The 19,475-nt window shown below is 66.7% G+C and carries 18 protein-coding genes; 6 read left to right on the forward strand and 12 right to left on the reverse strand.

Annotated features, from left to right (window positions below; all coding sequences use genetic code 11):
* Window positions 1–394 precede the first annotated feature (394 nt).
* The 3 genes from JOE57_RS07180 to JOE57_RS07190 all read left to right on the forward strand — a co-directional run bounded on the left by JOE57_RS07180 (window position 395) and on the right by JOE57_RS07190 (window position 3,786).
* Entirely contained in the window at window positions 395–1,852 is a 1,458-nt protein-coding gene (locus JOE57_RS07180) for a lipopolysaccharide biosynthesis protein (protein ID WP_204917044.1), read from the forward strand.
* Between the two features lie 66 nt (window positions 1,853–1,918).
* Window positions 1,919–2,881 carry a glycosyltransferase family 2 protein gene (locus tag JOE57_RS07185; protein WP_204917045.1) on the forward strand — a complete coding sequence of 321 codons (963 nt, stop codon included), beginning with the start codon at window positions 1,919–1,921 and terminating at the stop codon, window positions 2,879–2,881.
* The gene (locus tag JOE57_RS07190; protein ID WP_204917046.1) at window positions 2,878–3,786 is read left to right on the forward strand and encodes a hypothetical protein; all 909 of its coding nucleotides are present in this window, start codon (window positions 2,878–2,880) and stop codon (window positions 3,784–3,786) included. The genes JOE57_RS07185 and JOE57_RS07190 overlap by 4 nt, the downstream gene beginning before the upstream one ends.
* A gap of 232 nt (window positions 3,787–4,018) precedes the next feature.
* Here the strand turns inward: JOE57_RS07190 and JOE57_RS07195 are convergent, their stop codons facing one another.
* The 3 genes from JOE57_RS07195 to JOE57_RS07205 are packed head-to-tail and all read right to left on the reverse strand — an operon-like array spanning window position 4,019 to window position 7,165.
* Window positions 4,019–5,320: an O-antigen ligase family protein gene (locus JOE57_RS07195; protein ID WP_204917047.1), complete on the reverse strand. Its 1,302-nt coding sequence runs from the start codon at window positions 5,318–5,320 to the stop codon at window positions 4,019–4,021.
* 10 nt (window positions 5,321–5,330) lie between these two features.
* Window positions 5,331–6,746, reverse strand: a complete 1,416-nt coding sequence (locus tag JOE57_RS07200) for a polysaccharide biosynthesis tyrosine autokinase (protein WP_204917048.1) — start codon at window positions 6,744–6,746, stop codon at window positions 5,331–5,333.
* The gene (locus JOE57_RS07205; protein ID WP_204917049.1) at window positions 6,743–7,165 is read right to left on the reverse strand and encodes a hypothetical protein; all 423 of its coding nucleotides are present in this window, start codon (window positions 7,163–7,165) and stop codon (window positions 6,743–6,745) included. The genes JOE57_RS07200 and JOE57_RS07205 overlap by 4 nt, the downstream gene beginning before the upstream one ends.
* On the opposite strand from JOE57_RS07205, the gene JOE57_RS07210 reads away from it, so the two are divergent.
* Together JOE57_RS07210 and JOE57_RS07215 are read left to right on the forward strand one after the other, a co-directional pair.
* On the forward strand, window positions 7,158–7,343 hold the full coding sequence (locus JOE57_RS07210) for a hypothetical protein (protein ID WP_204917050.1): 186 nt from the start codon (window positions 7,158–7,160) through the stop codon (window positions 7,341–7,343). The two genes, JOE57_RS07205 and JOE57_RS07210, sit on opposite strands and share 8 nt — an antisense overlap.
* A 640-nt stretch (window positions 7,344–7,983) precedes the next feature.
* Window positions 7,984–9,354, forward strand: a complete 1,371-nt coding sequence (locus JOE57_RS07215) for a right-handed parallel beta-helix repeat-containing protein (protein ID WP_204920586.1) — start codon at window positions 7,984–7,986, stop codon at window positions 9,352–9,354.
* A gap of 73 nt (window positions 9,355–9,427) precedes the next feature.
* Here JOE57_RS07215 and JOE57_RS07220 read toward each other — a convergent pair whose 3' ends face one another.
* From JOE57_RS07220 to JOE57_RS07255, 8 genes are all read right to left on the reverse strand, one after another.
* Complete coding sequence (locus JOE57_RS07220; protein WP_204917051.1) at window positions 9,428–10,729, reverse strand: nucleotide sugar dehydrogenase; 1,302 nt, start codon at window positions 10,727–10,729, stop codon at window positions 9,428–9,430.
* A 57-nt stretch (window positions 10,730–10,786) separates the two neighbouring features.
* Window positions 10,787–11,950, reverse strand: coding sequence for a glycosyltransferase family 4 protein (locus tag JOE57_RS07225; protein ID WP_204917052.1), 1,164 nt, complete (start codon window positions 11,948–11,950; stop codon window positions 10,787–10,789).
* 247 nt (window positions 11,951–12,197) lie between these two features.
* A complete protein-coding gene (locus JOE57_RS07230) occupies window positions 12,198–13,388 on the reverse strand; it encodes a DUF1972 domain-containing protein (protein WP_204917053.1) in 1,191 nt (396 codons plus the stop codon).
* Window positions 13,389–13,459: 71 nt separating this feature from the next.
* A complete protein-coding gene (locus JOE57_RS07235; RefSeq protein WP_204917054.1) occupies window positions 13,460–13,888 on the reverse strand; it encodes an FAD synthase family protein in 429 nt (142 codons plus the stop codon).
* The gene (locus JOE57_RS07240) at window positions 13,888–14,655 is read right to left on the reverse strand and encodes a CDP-alcohol phosphatidyltransferase family protein (protein WP_239578872.1); all 768 of its coding nucleotides are present in this window, start codon (window positions 14,653–14,655) and stop codon (window positions 13,888–13,890) included. The genes JOE57_RS07235 and JOE57_RS07240 overlap by 1 nt, the downstream gene beginning before the upstream one ends.
* Window positions 14,652–15,125: a nucleotidyl transferase family protein gene (locus JOE57_RS07245; protein ID WP_338041209.1), complete on the reverse strand. Its 474-nt coding sequence runs from the start codon at window positions 15,123–15,125 to the stop codon at window positions 14,652–14,654. Before JOE57_RS07245 ends, JOE57_RS07240 begins: the two co-directional genes overlap by 4 nt.
* A gap of 613 nt (window positions 15,126–15,738) precedes the next feature.
* Window positions 15,739–16,935 (reverse strand): IS30 family transposase, encoded by a 1,197-nt coding sequence (locus JOE57_RS07250; RefSeq protein ID WP_204917056.1) that lies wholly within the window; start codon window positions 16,933–16,935, stop codon window positions 15,739–15,741.
* Between the two features lie 301 nt (window positions 16,936–17,236).
* On the reverse strand, window positions 17,237–17,908 hold the full coding sequence (locus JOE57_RS07255) for a nucleoside/nucleotide kinase family protein (protein ID WP_204917057.1): 672 nt from the start codon (window positions 17,906–17,908) through the stop codon (window positions 17,237–17,239).
* 117 nt (window positions 17,909–18,025) lie between these two features.
* Here JOE57_RS07255 and JOE57_RS07260 point away from each other — a divergent pair, with 117 nt between their 5' ends.
* The gene (locus tag JOE57_RS07260) at window positions 18,026–18,538 is read left to right on the forward strand and encodes a histidine phosphatase family protein (RefSeq protein ID WP_204917058.1); all 513 of its coding nucleotides are present in this window, start codon (window positions 18,026–18,028) and stop codon (window positions 18,536–18,538) included.
* 74 nt (window positions 18,539–18,612) lie between these two features.
* Here JOE57_RS07260 and JOE57_RS07265 read toward each other — a convergent pair whose 3' ends face one another.
* Complete coding sequence (locus JOE57_RS07265) at window positions 18,613–19,365, reverse strand: GNAT family protein (protein ID WP_338041210.1); 753 nt, start codon at window positions 19,363–19,365, stop codon at window positions 18,613–18,615.
* Window positions 19,366–19,475: the final 110 nt, after the last annotated feature.

Here is a 19,475-nt window from a genome sequence, read left to right on the forward strand (position 1 = left end):
GTGGACCTCGATCTTGACGGTGGTTCCGCACTGGCGGAATGGGAACTGTCGAGCACCACTAGTGCATGGCGTGAAGGGTTCCGTCGTGAGAGGTCTGCAGAGTCCACCGGACATAGCGCTGCCCAGGATGGACGTGTCGATGACGTGCGGCATAGCAGATCCCATTTTCTGGGTCCCCCGACCCACTAGCGCTTGCAACACCGGCCATTCGGATGCTCACCCATGTAATAGGCCGGCAGCCCAGAGTCTAGAGGACGCCGGGCCCGCCCGGCGAGTCGAAGACAATGGTTACCAAGCCGTTATCAGACCAAGATCGTTACACTGTGGTCCACCAATCGCACAGACCTCAGCGGCGCCTCCCCGGCCCCGTTACCATCGGCAGGTGAATTCGGGGATGAAGACAGAGCAGCGACCTGGAGAGGTCGCCGGGCGCGGCCACCACTCGGTCCGGTGGAGCGGAATGGCGGTCGTCGGCCGGCAGGCCTCGCAGATGATCTGCGCCCTCGTGCTCGCCCGCCTCCTCGGCCCCGACAGCTATGGCGTGATCAGCGCCGCCAGCGTCTACGTCACCCTGACCACTCTCTTTCTTGATCAAGGGCTGGCACCCGCACTGGTGCAGCGACCGACCCTCGACCCCCGGTCTCCCGGCGCAGTGGCGACCATGAACCTGCTCGCGGGCCTAGTGCTGGCCGTGATCACCTTCGTCTGCGCTCCCCTCATCGCCGGCTTCTTCCACGTTGCCGACCTCACCGGGCTGTTACGGGTGCTGGCCTTCGGCCTCTTGATCAAGGCCCTGGCCATCACCCCGCGGGCGATGCAGCTGCGGCGGCTCGGCTTCAAGGTGATCGGTGTCGGCGACATCGCCGGCGGGGTCGTCGGCGCGGTGGTCGGCATCACCGCCGCCCTGCTCGGCGCCGGCTACTGGGCGATGGCGTGGCAGGTGATCACCACTGACGTCGTGATCGCCGTCGTGCTGCTGGCGAAGACCCGCGGCACCCGACCCAATCTGCACCTCGGCCTGTTGGGCCCGATCCTGCCGTTCAGCCTGCGCATCTTCGCCAGCAACGGGTTGGCCTTCTTCTCCAGGAACTGCGACAACATCCTGGTCGGCCGCTATCTGGGCGTCACGTCACTCTCCTACTACTCGATGGCCTATCGAGTGCTGGTGATTCCGGTGCAGATGCTCGGACAGACGGTCAATCGGGTCACCTTCCCGACCCTCGCACGCGTGGCCGCGGATCGACAGCGGGTGGCTGCGATTCTGGTGAAGGTGACCGAGCTGCTGGCGATGGCTGCGGTGCCGCCGATGGTGCTGGTCGCCGTCGCCGCACCCGAGATGATCTCGGTGGTACTGGGCGATCGGTGGCTGCCGACCGCGCCGATCCTGTCGGTGCTCGCGATCGCCGGCGCACGGGAGACCGTGATGTCGACGACTCAGTCCCTGATGCGGGCGATGGGCCGCGGCAAGCTGATCATGCGCTATGAGATCGTGGCGACCAGCGTCCAGCTCACCGGCATCGTGGTCGGGCTGCAGTTCGGTCTGCTCGGCGTCGCCGTCGGTCTGACCACGGCAGGGTTCCTGTTGACGCCGGTGATGCTGCTCATCCAGCGGAACCTCTCCGCCGTGCGGATCCGCGACCAGCTCCGCACCATGCTGCCCGCCGTCCACGGCAGCCTCTGGGCCGCTGCGGCCTACCTGCTGGTCAGGCTGATCGGCTGGCACGACGCCTGGACGCTGGTGCTGGGCATCGTGAGCTACCTGGTCGTCGGACTGGCCGTGCTGTGGTTGGCGCACCGCAAGGCGCTGCGACGTACGGTCGTCGCGGCGAAGGGAATCCTGGGCGTCGGATAGCGATCGTGCGGAGTCGGCCTTAGGCTGCTCCTGCATGATCTGAGTGGATCGTTGAATGGAGAGAAGATGACCGTCGTCGATCAGGTCGGCCATGTCGTGATCGCCGTGCTGACCTACAAGCGGCCGGCTGATCTGGCAGAGCTGCTGCCGTTGCTGATCAAGCAGATGGACGGCGTTGACGAGCAGGTCTCGGTGATGGTGATCGACAACGACCCCGCTGCGAGCGCCCGGGAGACGGTGGCCGGGTTCGCCGCAGTGCTGGACGACGCGTCGCTGGTCACTTACGTGCACGAGCCCACGCCGGGCATCGCCTACGCCCGCAATCGCGCCCTCGACGAGGCCGCCGATGCACACTTGTTGATCTTCCTCGACGACGATGAGCGCCCCACCGAGACCTGGCTGCAGTCGATGATCGAGACCTACCGGCGCACCGGCTGCGCCGGCGCCGCCGGCCCAGTGCTGCCCGACTACGAGACCGAGCCCGACCCGTGGATCGTCGCCGGCGGGTTCTTCGTCCGCAAGCAGTTCCCGGACGGAGCCGAGCGGCCCGCGGCCGGCTCCGGCAACCTGCTGCTGGACGTCCGGCAGCTCAACGAGCTCGGACCGCTCCGCTTCGACCCCGAGTTCGGGCTGACCGGAGGCTCCGACACCGTCTTCACCTACCACATCACCCGGAGCGGCCGGAAGATCATCTGGAGTGAGGGCGCCGCCGTCGTCGACAAGGTCCCCAGCAAGCGCTCAACTCGCGCCTGGGTGCTGCAGCGCGCATTTCGAAACGGTAACGGCCAGAGCCGGATCGAGCTCACCTGGCAGACCAACCCAGTCCGCAAAATGGTCACCCGACTCAAGCTGACAGCCGGCGGCCTGGCCCGGATCGCCTTCGGTGGCCTGCGGGCAGCCTCCGGTTTGCTGAGCCGGTCGAAGGTTCATCACGCGCGCGGCAGCAGGACCATGATCAAGGGCTTCGGCATGCTCTGCGGCGCCTGGGGCGTCGTCTACACCGAGTACGGACGGGGAAAGAAGTCATGAGCTCTCCCGCCTTGCCTGACTGGGCTGTCATCCGCACCGGGCGGAGCGGTTATCGGTGGTTACGCAAGAAGTCCAAGCGCGCGCTCAGCCATGTCTGGCTGGCTGCGCTGAAGGTCCGCAACCGCCACTCGTCGGCCACCGTGACCGGAGACGCCGATGTCGTTGTCTCATTGACCAGCTATGGGCGGCGGGTGCAGAGCGTCGCCTACGCCATCGAGTCCATCGCCAGCGGCCGGCTGAAGCCACGCCGGCTGATCTTGTGGCTGGACAACCAGGCGGTCTTCGACAGCCGGCCGGCGTCCCTGCGGCGACTCGAGCAGCGTGGCCTGGAGATCCGGATGGCGCAGAACTACGGCCCGCACACCAAGTATTTTCCCTACGTCCAGTCGGAGGCCGAGCACCGCCTGCCGCTGGTGACCGCGGACGACGATGTGCTCTATCCGCCGAACTGGCTGTCCCGGCTGTACCGGGCAGCATCGGCGCGCCCAGACCTCGTCAGCTGCTATCGCGCTGCCCGGATCCTGACCTCGGGACAGGCGCTGGCGCCCTACAACAGTTGGCCGATGTGCAAGACGACTCTGCCCGGCCCCGACCTGCTGGCGACCGGCGTCTCCGGCGTCCTCTACCCGGTCAGGATGCTGGCGGAGCTCGCTCGGCGCGGTGCCGCCTTCATGGACGTCTGCCCCGCGGCGGACGACATCTGGCTGCACTGGGTCGCCCTCCGCGCCGGGATTCCGGTCCGGCAGATCTCTCGTACGCCCGTCCATTTCCCGGTGATTCCGGGGACCCAGGAACAGACACTCGTCGCGTCCAATGTGGGTCAGGGCGGCAACGACAAATGGATCTCCAACCTCTACACCCCCGATGACGTCGCCCTGCTGTCAGGGCTCAGTCACACCCCCTGAGCCTGCCCGGTACGCGCCCTGAGGCCGACCGGTACGCGCCCTGAGACCGCCCGGTACGCGCCCTGAGACCGCCCGGTATGCGCCCTGAGCTTGTCGAAGGGCGTACACGAACACCCGAACCAAGGCCCTTCGACAAGCTCAGGGCGCGTCATGAAGCTCGGGGCGCGTCATGAAGCTCGGGGCGCGGCACCAAGCTCAGGGCGCGGCACCAAGCTCAGGGCGCGGCACCAAGCTAGGGCGCGTTGACGGGCTGGGCCCGAAGTGAGGGCTCGAGGCGGCGGGACGGCTCGGGGCGGCGGGCGGCGGGGCAGGACGAGCCGATCACCGTCATACCGATCACGACCCAGATCAGCGTGCCGCTCAGGTTGGCTCCGGCCACAGCGCTGAAGGTGTGCTGGAGGACAAACCCGACCAGGGCCGCCACAGTGACTCCGCGCAGTCCCTTCTGTCCGGCGTGCCGGAGGATCAGGCACAGCTGCGCGCCGAAGTAGACGGTCGCCAGAATGATGCCGGTGTCCACGGCATACATCAGATATGAGCTCTCCAGGCTGGTGATCAATCCAGCGTTCCGGGCGATCTGATAGCTCGAGGTGAGTCCCTGTCCGGTGAACGCGTAGTCGAGCCAGTGGTTGGTGAAGAAACGCAGCGCGGTGGCACGTGCCTCGGCGGAACCGGTGTCATTGGCGATGCGCGCGTTCAGCCCACTGGCCAGCGTCGACGTAAGCGCCACATACCCGGCGATCGCCATCAGCATCGCGTAGAGCGTCCGAGCCCACAGCCGCATCGGCGCGCGGATGACGATGTAGAGCAGGATGGCGGCCAGCATCACCCCACCCGTACGGGACTGGGTGATGATGACGCCGACCAGGTAGCACCCCAGCAGGGCGAACCGGATCAGGTCGCGCCTCAGGCTGACCGTCAACGGAGCAGCGATGCAGATGCCCAACGACAACACCAACGGGCTGTCAGTGGTCCCCATCCAGCGGTCGAACTTCTCCGGATGGAACCAGTCCAGCGCCTCATAGTCGGCGGTGTAGAAGAGGATTCGGCCTGCGAGTAACTGGACGAAGGCCAGTGCACAGAGCGCCGCAATGACCGCCAGCACGGTGTTGCGCAGCAGCAGCAGCGCCTGCCGGTCCCGGTCACCGAACGCGACGACGATCCAGAAGACCAGGAAGGGCGCTACCACCTGGTCGACCAGCAACCTGGTGCCACCGCTGTTGAACGCCATGTTGGTGGCGAAGGCGCCGCAGATGAAGGTACCGACGGCGACCACCACATAGATGTGCCGATTGAGCGCAGCCACCAGCTGGGGCAGGCCGAAGATCAGCTGCACGGCGACAATGCTCAGCACCAACCAGGTTGCCGGGTGGAAGGCCACCGGCCCGCGGGACAACCCGGTGAGCACGTGCGCCGCTATGGCCGGCACGGCCGCCCACAGCACCAGGACCAGGGCGACACCGCGCACCGGGCGGTGCCGGGTGAACCACGCCAGCAGACCGCAAGCGGCGATCCACAGGACCAGATGTGTCACCAATCCCCCTCTAGGAGGCCGGTTCCTGGTAGTAGTTCGGCAGGTTGTCGCGGCGCGATCCGGGAGCCATGCTCAGCACCGTGCCGAGGATGCGTGTGTCGACCCCGTCCAGCTGGCTCATCGACTGCAGCACCTGGTCCCGCCGGGTCTTGCCGTGACGTACGACGAACAGGACGCCGTCGGCCTGCACCGAGGTGACGGCGGCATCCGTCACCGGCAGCAGCGGCGGTGAGTCGATCACGACCACGTCATAGCTGGACCGGAGCTCGGCGACGACCTTCTCCATGGTCGGGCTGCCGAGCAGCTCGCTCGGGTTGGGCGGGATCGGCCCGCTGGCCAGCACCTGTAGCCCCTGGGCACCCCAGTCCTGCACGACATCGTCTACGTTGGCTTCCCCGATGAGCACACTGGTCAGCCCGGCCGACGCCTCCAGGTCGAGGTAGTTCTCCAGTTTGGGTTTGCGCAAGTCGGCATCGATGAGCAGCACCCGGCTCCCCGCTTCTGCGAAGGTCAACGCCAGGTTGATGGCTGTGGTGGTCTTGCCCTCGCTCTCGACGGCAGACGTCACCACCAACACTGAGACAGGGCTAGCCGCGTCGACGAACCTGAGGTTGGTCCTCAGCTGCCGGAAGGTCTCGGCGCGCCGCGAGTGCCCGGTCGTCGCTGTCAGCACCGGAGAGGACTTCGCATTCCGGTCATAACTGAGTTGGCCGAGCGTGGGTACGCCGGTCACCGCGGCCAGCTGGTCCCGGGTCTGGAAGCTGGTGTCCAGCTGCTGGCGCAGGATCGCCTGGGCGACACCCAGACCGAGCCCCAGCAACAGCCCGATCGCCAGATTGAGCTTGGTGCGCGGTGACACCGGTGTCGGGTTCAGCGTCGGTCCGGACAGCACGCTGACGTCAACCTTGCTCGTCTTGCCGCGGTTGTCCAACTGCCCGATCTGCTCGTCGAGGTTGCGGGCGATGGACTGGGAGATCAGCCGCGAACGGTCCGGGGAGGTGTCGGCGACGACAACGGCCAGCAGCACGGTCTCCGGCTGGACCGTCGCCGTGATCATCGCACTCACGTCCGCCGGCTGCAGGTCGAGACCAGTGTCGTCGATGATGACCTTGGCCATCCGCTCGCTGGTGACCAGCCCGACGTAGGAGTTGATCCGTCGCTGCGCGAACTCGTCAGCCTGTAGTGCCGAGTCGGTGCCGCCGAGAGAGGCGTCGACGAAGTAGGTCGTCTGCGTCTCGTACACCGGGGCGGTCCGGAAGGTGATCAGTGCAGCCACCCCGATGCCCAGCAGCACCAGCAACGCGACCGAGCGCCAGAACCGGCGGATCGCGCGGGCATGCTCACGGAGGTCGACGAACGGGGAATGCGACTCCCCTGCCGTCCGCTGCGGGCCGGTTTCCGATCGCCGAACGTACCGGGCGCTCACACTGCACCCCGGAACACGACCTTGGGCGCTGCCGTGGTGTAGGTGAACTCCACCTCGATGGCACCGCGCTGGTCCTTCGGGACTGCGAACACGTAGGTGCCGGTGGAGGCCTTGCCGGCGGCCACCGGCTTGCTCAGCGGATCGGCACCGGGGCCGCTCAGCGGCCCGGCCGGAGTCCGGTCACTGCCGTAGTAGAGGTTCACCAGTGCCAGCTCCATCGGGACCGCCTTCTTGGTCTTGTTGTCCACGGTGATGCTGATCCGCAGCGCGGGACCAGCGATCTCGCCCGGCCCGTGCGCCTGGCCCTTCACACTTTCGACCTTGCTGACGGTGACGGTGACCCCATTGCCGAGGTCGCCCGTCTTGCCGAGCGGGGCGCGCCTGGTCGGCGCCGGCTTGCCCGGCGGCACCGTGCTCATCTGGCCAGTCGGCTTCGCCCTGGGAGCGGCGGTCGTCTTCGACCCAGTCGGAGCCTTGGTCGCTTTCGGACGGCTGGTGGCCTTGGCCGAGGAGGTGGCCTTCGCCGCCGTCGGCGCCTTCGTCGGTTTGGCCGAAGTCTTCGGCTTGCTCGATCCGGCGGCTGTCGCGGTCGGCTGACCGGAGGATGCCCCCTCCGTCGGGCTGGCCGACGCTGCTGTCGGCCCCCCTTGTGCCACCAGCTGGCCGCTGGAGTTGGTCAGCCAGATGGCGAGCGCCAGCAGCGGTACCGCGATCAGTACGCTGATGCCGGCGATCCACCCTCGGCGCGACTTTCCACGCATGCGTGAATCGGTCTCATTCTCGATCATTTGTCTGCTCTCATGCTTGTCGAACCCATGCCGACACCCCCGTGACGCACTGGCGACGCTAACGTCGCGAGATAAGGGTAACGGCAGAAGGCCTGATTTCAGGAAAAGTCCGCACAACCGTGATCGGGAAGCGGTCACGGTGACCGAAATCCCGCCGGTTGGGACGGCGAACCGCGCGGTTTGTGACACTTTCGTTATGTGTTGTATCTTCTGGGAGTCCAGATTGCCGGGGGGGAACGGCAGCCGTATCGGTGACTTCGGGGAGTCGCCTGCCCAATAAAGGAGTCCCCCCTATGCTCGACGGCCCCCCTGCCGCCCAGACCGTCCCACCAGTTCCACAACCCGCAGTCGCCAGGACCGTGCGTCGCACGCTAGCCGTCCTCCTCGCCGCGATCTGCAGCGCAGCACTTCTGCTGCAAGGCACACTTCCCAGTGAAGCTGCATCCAGGTTGAGCGTCGCGCCTGGCAAGTCCGTAACCGCCAAGTACGGACCGAAGTTCACCAACGGCATCGCGGGCGCCTCGTTCGTTGTCCCGCAGCACAAGAGCGACGTGTACGTCGGTGTCCAGCTGCGTACGGTCGGCAAGTCCGCCGGCTACCGAGCTCGCGTCCTGATCACGAAGAACGGCACTCTCCGAGTCGGCATCAGCCGCGGCGAGACCGTGCTGCTCAGCCAGAGCATCACCGGCAAGGCCCTTCCGGGCCAGACCATCCGGGTCGAGGGCCTGGCCAGCGGGAGCACTCCCGTGAAGGTGGCCGTCCGCGCCTGGGTCGTCGGCAAGGCCAAGCCGGGTTGGCAGAAGACGATCAACGACCGGGCTGCCAGCCGGGTCACCCGCTCGGGCTATGCGAACACCTGGGCCTACCTGCCCAGCAATGCAGCGAAGTCGGTCAAGATCATCGTCACGAGCAGGTCAGCCACGCCGGCCAAGAAGGCTGTGGCCAAGAAAAAGGTGATCGCCAAGAAGAAGGTGGCGCCCAAGAAGGTGGCCCCCAAGAAGAAGGTAGTCACCAAGACCACTGTCACCAAGATCATCGGCGGCAAGCCGAGTGCGGCCAACACCGGCGTTCCGGCTGGGACGAAGCTGAAGCAGCATCGTGGCAACATCACGATCACCAAGGCAGGCACCCACCTCAACGGCCTCGACATCCATGGTTTCGTGAACGTGAAGGCCAAGAACGTCACGATCAGCAACTCCATCATCCGTGGTGGCAGGGAGACCGTCGGCAACAACCAGGGGCTGGTGAGCAACTTCGGCTACGCCAACTTCGTGATCGAGAACAGCGAGATCAAGGCGGAGCATCCGTCGAAGTGGTTCATCGGTCTCCGCGGCTGGAACTTCACCGCGCGCCGGATCCACATCATCGGCAACGTCGACACGGTCATGATCCACGGTGACAACGTCCGGATCGAGCGGTCCTTGCTGGAGAAGACCGACTGGTATGCGTCGCACCCGATGCAGAACGGTGGCCCGACCCACAGCGACGGCATCCAGATCCTCCAGGGTCGCAATATCGACATCGTGGGCAACACCATCCGCGGGATCCAGAACTTCCCGATCCTCGGCTCCGCGTCGACCGCGTCCATCCCAGACCTGAACATCGAGGGCAACTACCTCGACAGCGGCTGGTGCAGCCTGAAGCTGCAGACTCGGAACCACCACTCGTTGGCGGCGACGGTGCGCAACAACAAGTTCGGACCCAACCGGCACGAGAAGCAGTGTGTCTTCCTCGCGCCGCCGGAGGTCAAGCTGACTGCCTCCGGTAATGTCTTCGAGGCCAACGGCCGCGCCATCCGGATCCTGAGGGTCGCCGGCTAGGTCACATTTCGGACACGAAAAAGGTAACGGCTGGAGAGGGCCGCGACACTGGTCGCGGCCCTCTTCTGTCGTCTCAGAGCCGGCTGGAACTGCCCGGTACCCCTCGGGTGTCGAGGAAGCGGGTCGATGCCGCCTCCAGGGCATCCACGTCATACTCACGGTGGTTCTGGACCAGGATGACGAGATCGGCGGCTGCTGCGGCCGCGATCGGGTCCGGGTCGGCCTTGGTGACCCCGGTGACATTCCACTGCTCGACGTGCGGGTCGTGGAACACGACCTGGGCTCCGAGGTGCTGCAGCCGCTTGGCCAGTGGGACCGCCGGAGACTGCCGCTGGTCACCGATGTTCGCCTTGTAGGTCACGCCCAGCAGCAGCACGGTCGCGCCGTTGATAGCCAGCTTGTCCGCGTTCAGCAGGTTCTGCGCCCGCTGAGCGACGTAGTTCGGCATCGAGGCGTTGATCTCCTGCGCCAGCTCGACGAACCGGAACGGATAGCCCAGCCGTTGCTTGACCCGGTGCGACAGGTAGTTCGGGTCGATCGGAATGCAGTGCCCGCCGACACCCGGCCCCGGATAGAACGCCTGGAACCCGAACGGCTTGGTCTTGGCCAGCTCGATCACGTTCCAGAGATCGATGTCGAGCTCGTGGCAGAACTGGGCCATCTCGTTGACCATGGCGATGTTGACGTGCCGGTAGGTGTTCTCGAGCAGCTTGGCCATCTCCGCTTCGCGGGTGCCACGGGCCTCGACAACGGTGTCGATGAAGCGCGAGTAGAACTTGGTCGCCTGCCGCGTGCACTCAGGGCTGAAGCCACCGACCACCTTGGGCGTGTTCTTGACCCCGAAGTCCTGCCGACCCGGATCGATCCGCTCCGGGCTGAAGGCGAGTGAGAAGTCACGGCCCGCCACCAGACCCGAGCGGGACTCCAGGATGGGTCGCATGAACTCGTCGGTCGTGCCCGGGTAGGTGGTCGACTCCAGCACGACGAGTGTGCCGCTGCGCAGATGGTCACCGACCGTCTCGGCCGCCGACTGGACGGCCGACAGGTCAGGGCCGCCGTCGTCGGACAGCGGCGTCGGCACGCAGATCACCACGGTGTCGGCGTCGACAATGACGCTCGGGTCGGTGGTGGCCGAGAAGCCCTTCTCGCGCATCTCGTCGATGTCTGCGCTGCTCAGGTCGTCGACGTGCGAGCGACCCGCGTTGAGTCCGTTGACGACGCGCTCGGACAGGTCCAGGCCGACGACCTTCACCCCACTCCGCACCGCCTGTTGGGCGAGCGGTAGCCCGACGTAGCCCAGCCCCAGGATGACGCTGTGGTCCCTCAGATTTGCCTGACCGGGTGTGCTCGCACCCGCGGCCTCGTGTACTGCCATGATCCTTACCCCCATGAGATTGTTACTGCTCTTCGTTGACGTCTTTGTGCTGTCGCTTCAGTGCGCCAGCGCCCTCCGGCTGTCGGCCACCCGGCGTACCAGCCCGGTGATCTCCTGGTCGTAACGCTCGGTGGAGAACCGGCGACGCGCCTGCCTGAGTGCCTCGGCGGCCAGCCTGCCCGCCAGCTCCTTGTCGTCCAACAGTCTGGCTATGGCTGCTGCCAGGGCGTCCACGTCATCGACCGGGACCAGCAGACCCGTCTGCTCGTGGGTCACGGTCTCGAGATGCCCCTGGACCGACGTCGCCACCACGGGGCGCAGGGCATACTGCGCCTCCACCACCGCGTTCCCCAGGGACTCACCGAAGGACGGTGCGACCACCAGGTCGGCACGGGCCAGCGCCGGCCAGATCGGCGAACAGTAGCCCGAGAACGTGACGGCTCCGGCGAGATGCGGGTCGCGCGCCCGGGCGCGCAACTGGTCGACGTACCACTCGTAGCCCTCGAAAGCGGACCCGCAGAGCTCGATCTCCACGTCCCTGCCCTGGGCACGCAAGGTGGAGACGGCCTCCAGGGCGACATGAACGCCCTTGCGAGGGGACAGCCGGCCAACGACGACGATCCGGGCCGGGTCCCTTCGAGCCGGCTCCTCCGGCTCGTGCGACGCCGCCGGGACACCGTTGTAGACGATCTGGGCCTTCCCGCTCAGCCGGGGCTCGACAGCCACCATCGTGTCGAAGGCCGAACGTCCATTGGCGACGACGGCCGACGCCAGCCGCAGCGGCCAGGTGATGACCTTTCGGACCATGCGGCTGTCCTTGTCTTCGGCCTCGTGCACATGGCAGATGGCCGGCACCCGCATCGAGCGGGAAGCCAGCAACCACCAGGGAAGGGTGGTGGTGTTGACGTAGACCAGCGCCGGGTCGACCCGCTTGATCAGCCGACGCATGCGGGGCAGTGCCCTCGTCACCGCGGCTGCCAACTTGGCCAGTCCGGTGGGGTTGGCAGAGGCGCGACGCAGCACGGGAAAGTCCACGAACTCGATCTCGGCACCCAGGTCGCGCAGGCGCGGTACGAGCTGGCCGTCAGCGGGAACTGCCACCACCACTCGCCAGCCTTCGGCACGCAGCGCGGACACGCTGGCCAGCATCTGCAGGTCAGAGCCGTAGACATCGGCGGCAGGGTTGGCGATCAGCACAGTCGTGCTTGGTTTCCCGGTCATTCGACTTCCCCCGATGTCGCTTCCCGCTCGCAGCGGGCCTGATTCAGCCGCCGGGCGAAGCCGAAATGGGTAAGTCGAACTCGTCGATCGCCCAAAATTGGACACGATCGAGACGCCTACTTCTTAAGATTCCCCCGTACACGTTCCCTACCCCTTGCTCGTGGATGTAAGGAACGAAAGTCAGCCTATCGTAGTAAACCTGCTTCGTTATGCCGCTTCGGCAACGAACAGGTAACGGTCACCACGCTCAGCGGGCGTCCGACCGGCGACGTGGCCGGAGCTCCCCCTGGGCAGCATGCCCGCGGGCAGTGTGTGAGCGTCGGCCGCTCGGACGGCGGCGGGAGAACTCGCCGGCGGCCAGCAGCCGACAGAGCTCCTCGTACCGGCCGGCGACGTCGTCCCAGTCGTAGCGCCTGACCGCCTCCTGAAGGGCCTTGCCTCGCTGCTGCGTGCCGGCGGGGTCCTCCTCCGCTGCCACCAGCGCCTCGGCGATGTCGTCCTCGGAGTTGAAGTAGGCCGCCGGTTGACCAAGCACCTCGCGGTTGAAGTCCACGTCGAAGGCGATGGTGAAGGTGGCGGCGCCGGCCGCCCGCAGCAGCGACGGGTTGGTGCCGCCCACCGAGTGACCGTGCAGGTAGGTGAGCGCATTGCCGTACAGCTGGTCGAGCTGGGCCTGGTCCCAGACCCCGCCGAGAAACCGCACCCGGCCGTCGGCGGCACCGTGGATCTTGGCGGTGTACTCGTTGGAGTAGGGCGCTGAACCGACGACGACCAGGGGCAGCGTCGCCGAGCTGCGGCAGTAGCCGGCAACGATCTCGTGGACATGGTTCTCCGGCTCGAACCGGGCCACCATCAGGTGGTACTTGCCCGGGGCGAGCTCCAGTTCCTCCAACCGGTCGCTCTCGCCGTCGGTCAGGATCGGGGCGCCGTAGGCGATCAGACTGGTGGGCGCGGAGAACTCCTCGCGGTAATAGTCGGCGATGCCCTGCGCATCCGCGATCAGCGCATCGGACCAACGGACCGCCAGCGACTCGGCCGCCCGGTAGTAGCGCTGGCCGACCGGCCCCCACTTGGCGCGCTTCCACTCCAGCCCGTCGACGTGGGTGGCGACCGGGATCCGGCGGGCCCGGATGACCGGGAGCAGGGGGGAGTTGGCGGCGTTGAAGAGCACGGCAGCGTCCACCCCGCGCATCGCGCGGTTCACCACCGACAGGGCGGTGTGGCTGAGCGTCTCGAGCGAACGGCGGTGCAGGGCGGGCAGGTGCACCAGGCGCATGCCCAGATATTCATCCGCCCGGTCGCCGTCACCGGTCGGTCGGCAGAAGACGACCACCTCGTGTCCACGATCGGCCAGACGCCGTCCAACCTCCTCGACAGCCGTCTCGAAGCCGCCATAGTGGGCGGGCACGCCTCGCGTACCGATGAGCGCGATGCGCATGGTTGAGTCCTTTCCGCCGACCCGCGGAGATCAATTGTGTGCGGTCGGGGAAGAGTGTACCTAAGTTTCCATCAACTGCGATCCGCGATCAGGCTGCGCAGCACCGTACTGGAGGTATGGACCGTGTAGGGGAAGTAGCACACCCGTACTCCAACCTCAGTCATGTCCCGCTCGAGCTTCTCCCCTTTCGCCGTGCCACGCCAGTCATCTCCCTTGAAGAGCACGTCGAACCCGTAGCGGCGCCAGGCGTCCAGCTTGTCGCTGGAGTAGTCGGTGACGACCTTGTCGACGATGTCGAGCGCCTCCACCACCTCGATCCGTTCGGCCAGCGGCACCACCGGCCACTTGCCCTTGGCCGCGTGCAACACCTCGTCGGTGACGACTCCCACCACCAGGTGGTCGCAGAGGTCACGGGCGCGCAGCAGGATGTTGAGGTGCCCGATGTGGAACATGTCCCACGCACCCGGGACGTAGCCGGTGACCGGTGTTGTCGAGTCCATCAGGCGGCCCTCCTCGGTCCGTCCAGCGCGACCATGTCGCGGTACCACTTGACCAGTACGAGCAGGAGGTACCCGGCCGAAGCGACCGCCAGCGCGGTGTAGACCCAGAGGAAGAGAGTCGGCACCGCCAACAGCAGGAAGAGCGCACACAGCACGCCGTAGTCGGTCGGCAGCTTCAACAGCGACCGCAGCGGTGTCGTGGCCACCTTCGCCGGGGCCGGAAGTCCCAGCTTGGCGCGGTGCACCCGAGCCAGCTGCTCGCTCAGGATCATGCCGAAGAAGTGCACCGCGGAGACGAGCGTGAACCCGATCGGGACCAGCAGCCAGGCCTCACCCGGGAGGTCGAAGTGCCGGAAGGCGGTGATCAGCACGGCCAGGTGCAGCACGGAGACCTTCGCCGAGTCGATGATGTGGTCCAGCCACTCACCCACCGTGCTGCCCCCGCCGCGCAGCCGGGCCAGCTGCCCATCCGCAGAATCGAGGGCATAGCCGAGTACCAGACCCAGGCAGACGAGCAGCCCGGTCCACAACGTCGGCTTGAAGATTGCGAGCTCCGCGATGGCGCTGAACGTGAACAGGGCGCTGACCGCGGTGACCTGGTTCGGCGTCATGCCGAGCTGGTAGGCCGCGGCCGCGAGATAGCGTCCCAGCGGCCGGTTGACGTAGAGCGAGTAGGGCGGCGCGCCCTTCGACCCCTTCTGCGCACTGCGCAGCTGGTCGAGCGCGGCGACGAAGCCGGTCGCTTCTGCTGCTTCGGCGGTCATCATGCGACCGAAGACTGAGGGTCGACCCGGAGCGCGTCCTGCAACATCCAGCTGTCGGTCTGGCGCTCAGCGGTGAGCAGCACCGGGGCGACCGGGTGGTCAATGAAGACCGGCTCCCCTTCGACAGCGAAGACCGTGAACCGGTCGAGATTCTCGACGAACTCATGATCATGGTGGACGACCACCTCGTCGACGCCACGTAGGTGGCGGACCAGCTCAAGACGTTCAGTGAGTGGCACCACCGGCGGGCGCCCCAGATATCTCTCGACCGTGTCGTCGCGCAGCACTGCCAGCGTCAGACTGTCGCAGAGAGACCTCGACTGCGCGATCAGATCCAAGTCGCGTACGTTCAGCAGGTCAAAAGAACGTGCCAAATAACCGCAGATCATGCGAATTCCCCCGAATTCCCCCGAATGTGTACCCAATGGCTCACCGGTACAGAACTGAACACTACCAAACCGATACGCCCTCATGTAGGCGCCCCACACAATCTTCCAGATTTTCGCCAGTGACCACCGCCACACCCCAACCCACGCGCTCTGAGCCCGGCGAGGAGCGACCCCACGCGCTCTGAGCCCCTCGAGGAGCGACCCCCGCTCTACCAAGAGCCCTTCGACAAGCTCAGGGCACCGACTCAACCCACGAGCTCTGAGCCTGTCGAAGAGCGGCTCCCAAGCACCAACGAAGAGCCCTTCGACAGCCTCACCCTGTGTGCGTGGGCAGGCACCACCTGTTGGACGGTGACGAACACACCAATCGGCGCATCATCGCCGGAGCAACCAGCGTCCCTGAGCGGCGGAACTTGACGGGCACCCCGCTGACGCGCCGATTCGTCCGTTGCCGACCTGTGTTCAGCTCGTGCGGGTCGCGTCCGACGCCCCACGGACGGGCGGCCCTGCGCTGGCCCGACCCTTGGACCGGCAAGGTGTCGATCCCGATCGAAAACTCGGCAGAACGCGACTTCTGCCGGCCCACAGCGTCGATCCCGACGAAGAACTCGACAGAACGCGACTTCTGCCCAACAGCGCCGATCCCGGCCAAGAACTCGGCAGAACGCGACTTCTGCAGCCCAACAGCGCGGTGGATTCAACTGGTCAACGCAACACCGTGTGGATCGATCGGTTGTGAGAGTAGTTCGTTGAGGGCTTCTTTGGGGGTTTTCCAGTCGAGTCGTTTGCGGGGGCGGTCGTTGAGCTGGTTGGCGACGTAGTCGAGGTAGTCGGGGTGGTAGCCCGACAGGTCGGTGCCTTTGGGGAAGTACTGGCGCAGCAGCCCGTTGGTGTTCTCGTTGCTGCCGCGTTGCCAGGGTGAGGCCGGGTCGCAGAAGTAGATGGCGATGTCGGTGGCGAGGGTGATGTTGGCGTGGTTGGCCATCTCGATTCCCTGGTCCCAGGTGACGGTCTTGGCGAGCAGCTTCGGCAGCTGCCCGATCGTGGCGATCATCTGCTGCTCCACCTCCACCGCGCCGTGCCGGCCGGGCAGGTGCAGCAACAACACGAAGCCGGTCATCCGCTCGACCAGGGTGCCGATCGCCGAGGCGGAGTTCTCCCCGATGATCAGATCACCCTCCCAGTGGCCCGGCACGGCCCGGTCGGCGACCTCGGCGGGCCGCTCGCTGATGTTGACCATGTTCGCGATCCGGCCACGCCGCACCAACGGGTCACGGCGCGGCCTCCGCAGCGCCCGCCCGGTCCGCAGACACCCGGTGAGCTCTCGCCTCAGCGCCCCACGGCCCTGGACATACAGCGACTGGTAGATCGTCTCGTGCGACACCCGCATCTCCGCATCGTCGGGAAAGTCCTCCCGCAGCCGGGCCGCGATCTGGGCCGGGCTGTGCTTGGCCATCAGCCTAGATTGCACCTCATCTCGAAGCCGCGCCCCGGCTGCCAGCTTCGCCACCTTCGGCCGAGCCGCCCGCCGATCCGCCTGACCCTGAGCCACCGAGGCACGATAACCACTACGCGACCAGCCCGCACCACGGCGCAGCTCCCGACTGACCGTGGCCGGATCGCGCCCGATCTCCCGAGCGATCTGACGCACCCCACCACCAGCCGCCCGACGACACGCGATCTCCTCACGCTCAGCAAACGACAACCGCAGCCCCGAAGGCTCCCCGACGACCGAAGGAATCACCCCGCCAGCATGACGAAACCACCGACCGGCAGTGCCCCTCGACACCCCCACACTCCCCGCCGCCACCTCCACCGCCACACCCCCACGCACCAGACGCCAGAACCGACGCTGCACCTCCACCGCAATCCTCGGACGCCCAACACCAGCCATCACAACACCCCCAACAGAAAGAGCGTTGCGTTGACCCCCTGAACCCAAGCGCCGATCCCGACCAAGAACTCGACAGAACGCGAGTTTTTGCACAACGTCGCCGGACAGGCTGCCGTCCTCCAATGCCCGACCTACCCCACAACATGACGCCAGGAGCATCCCCTTCACGGCCGCGGGCGTCTCGGTGCACGGCACGCCACTGTGCTCGGATCAGAGCCTGTCGAAGCGTCCCTCCCCCAAGGCACCACGAAGAGCCCTTCGACAGGCTCAGGGCGCGGAGAGGCTCAGGGCGCGGAGAGGCTCAGAGGTCGACCGGGGCATCGGCGTTGACCTCGACCCAGACATCCGGGTTGCCGCGGGACGAGTTGACCAGCCGCGCGTTGGCCTCGTCGCTGCCCAGGGTCTTGGTCTCGGCCGCATCGGTTCCGAGGCCGTAGTGCGTGTGCCGAGCCTGCAGGCGGCTCCGCCGGATCGAGTCCTGCAGGTGCACGAACCAGACCTCGTCGAGTCGGGACCGCACCCCGTCCCAGGGTTCGGCGTTGAGCAGCAGGTAGTTGCCCTCGGTCACCACCAGCCGCACCGCGGGGGCGATCTCCACCGCGTGGGCGATCGACTCCTCAATCTCCCGACGAAACTCCGGCGCATAGACGGGATGGTCGGTGTGCTCTCGGATCCGCTCCAGCAGGTCGATGTAGCCGTAGCAGTCGAACGTCTCGGGTGCACCCTTCACGTGGGCCAGTCCGTGTCGGTTCAGCACCCGTTGCGCCAGGTGGAACGCATCCATGCCCACCTGCACCACCTGGCCGGGGAAGTCGTCATCGATGGCGGCCGTCAGCTCGTCGGCGAGCGTGGACTTCCCGCTCCCCGGGGCGCCGGCGATGCCCAGTACGGCGCGGCCGGGGCGCTGCAGCAGCGCGGTGGCGCGCCCCACGAGCGTGTCGAACCCCCGGCCTGGCCACGAGATCTGCTCCATAGCGGACCAGGCTAGCCGCCGCGCGAGTTGCGAGCACCGGACGGGCGGCATGATCGGTCCCGCACTGCCCACCTGTCATGATGGGCGCATGATGCGCAGCCGGTCGGGCGGCGACCGATGAGCGACCTGCAATGTCCTGCCAAGATCATCTTCGGCTGTCCCGGCGAAGTCCTCGGACCAGGCGGAGGGGAACGCGGGTTGTCGGAGCGTGGACGTGTCCAGTCTCGGCAGCTGGCGGAGTCGCTGCGTCCGACCTCGGTGGCCGGCTTATGGGCCGGCCCCGATTCGCCGGCCGCGGAGACGGCGTCCATCGTGTCGGAGGTCCTGCAGTTGCCGGTGCACGCTGACGACCGGCTCCGGGAGCGCGACGACCACCGCGACGTGCCGTACGGCGACCCTGTGCCAGTGGCGGCGCTCGTCGAGGAGATCGCCGACCAGTACCGTGGTGAGACGGTGGTGTTGATCACTCACCGAGGCGTGATCACCCGCGCCCTCACCGGCCGGTGCCGCAACATCTCGCCGGATCTGGTGCAGCGACATCCGTTGGCAGATGGAGCGACGGTCATGATCGAGGTGGACTCGTCCGGCTGGTCCTGCCTTGTCTGGAACGGCCTTGAGCCAGCACGCTGACCTGTCCTTCAGTCGCCGCTCGCCATGCCTGTTGATCGACTCGCCTGTTGATCAACTCGCCTGTTGATCACACCTCAACCGTTGATCAGGGTGTGCCTGACCCAGACATTGGGCTCGACGTAGACGGCATAGTTGTGCTCCGCCTCGCACCGCACCGGCACCAACGCCTGCGGCACCACCACCTCACCGGAGCGGTCAAACGGGAGCCGGGTCCAGCCACGCCAGGCGGCAAGTGAACCGGCGATCACCATCGATGTATGGGCCACCCGCTCGATCCGACCGCCGGCCCTGACGTGCACCCGCAGCCACGGATCGAGCGGGAGCCCGTCACCACGCAGCTGTGCGGCGTAGACGTCCATCGGCATCGTGGGCTGGCGGTGCTTGTGTGTCGGCCGGACCGGCGCGACCAGCTCGTTGAAGCCGGCTCGGGCGGCGGCCGTACGCAGTTCCGCCAGCATCGCCATCGACAGACCCTGACCCAGATGCGCCGGGTCGACCGCGATCTCGAGAGCACTCACGGTGTCCGGCCGGATCGAGGTGATCTTGTCGGCCAACGCCCAGCTCAGTACCCGGTCCCAGCCGTCGTCCGGCAGCTCGCCCCGGCCCGCGGCCCGCAGCGCGAACGGCACGGCCCGCGCCCGGGCGATCGGGACGTCGTCGACGGTGGCCACCACACACAGCTCCGGGAACGACGGCACCACCTGCCACAAGAGGGCGTTGGACACGATGCCGTGCCGCATGAACCCCGGCCAGGCGTCGGCCATCTGGGCGACCCGCTCGATGTACTCGGGCCGCTCGGCGAACGTCGAGATCACAGGGTCTTCCACGACCGTAGGATCTCACCTAGGAACTGGCGCTGGCGTAGCGACGGATGGCCACCAGCCAGTGGGTCAGGGTCAGGGCGGCCAAGACGACGACGAGTGCGGCTATTGCGAAG

The organism is Microlunatus panaciterrae (genome assembly GCF_016907535.1).
GTDB lineage: Bacteria > Actinomycetota > Actinomycetes > Propionibacteriales > Propionibacteriaceae > Microlunatus > Microlunatus panaciterrae.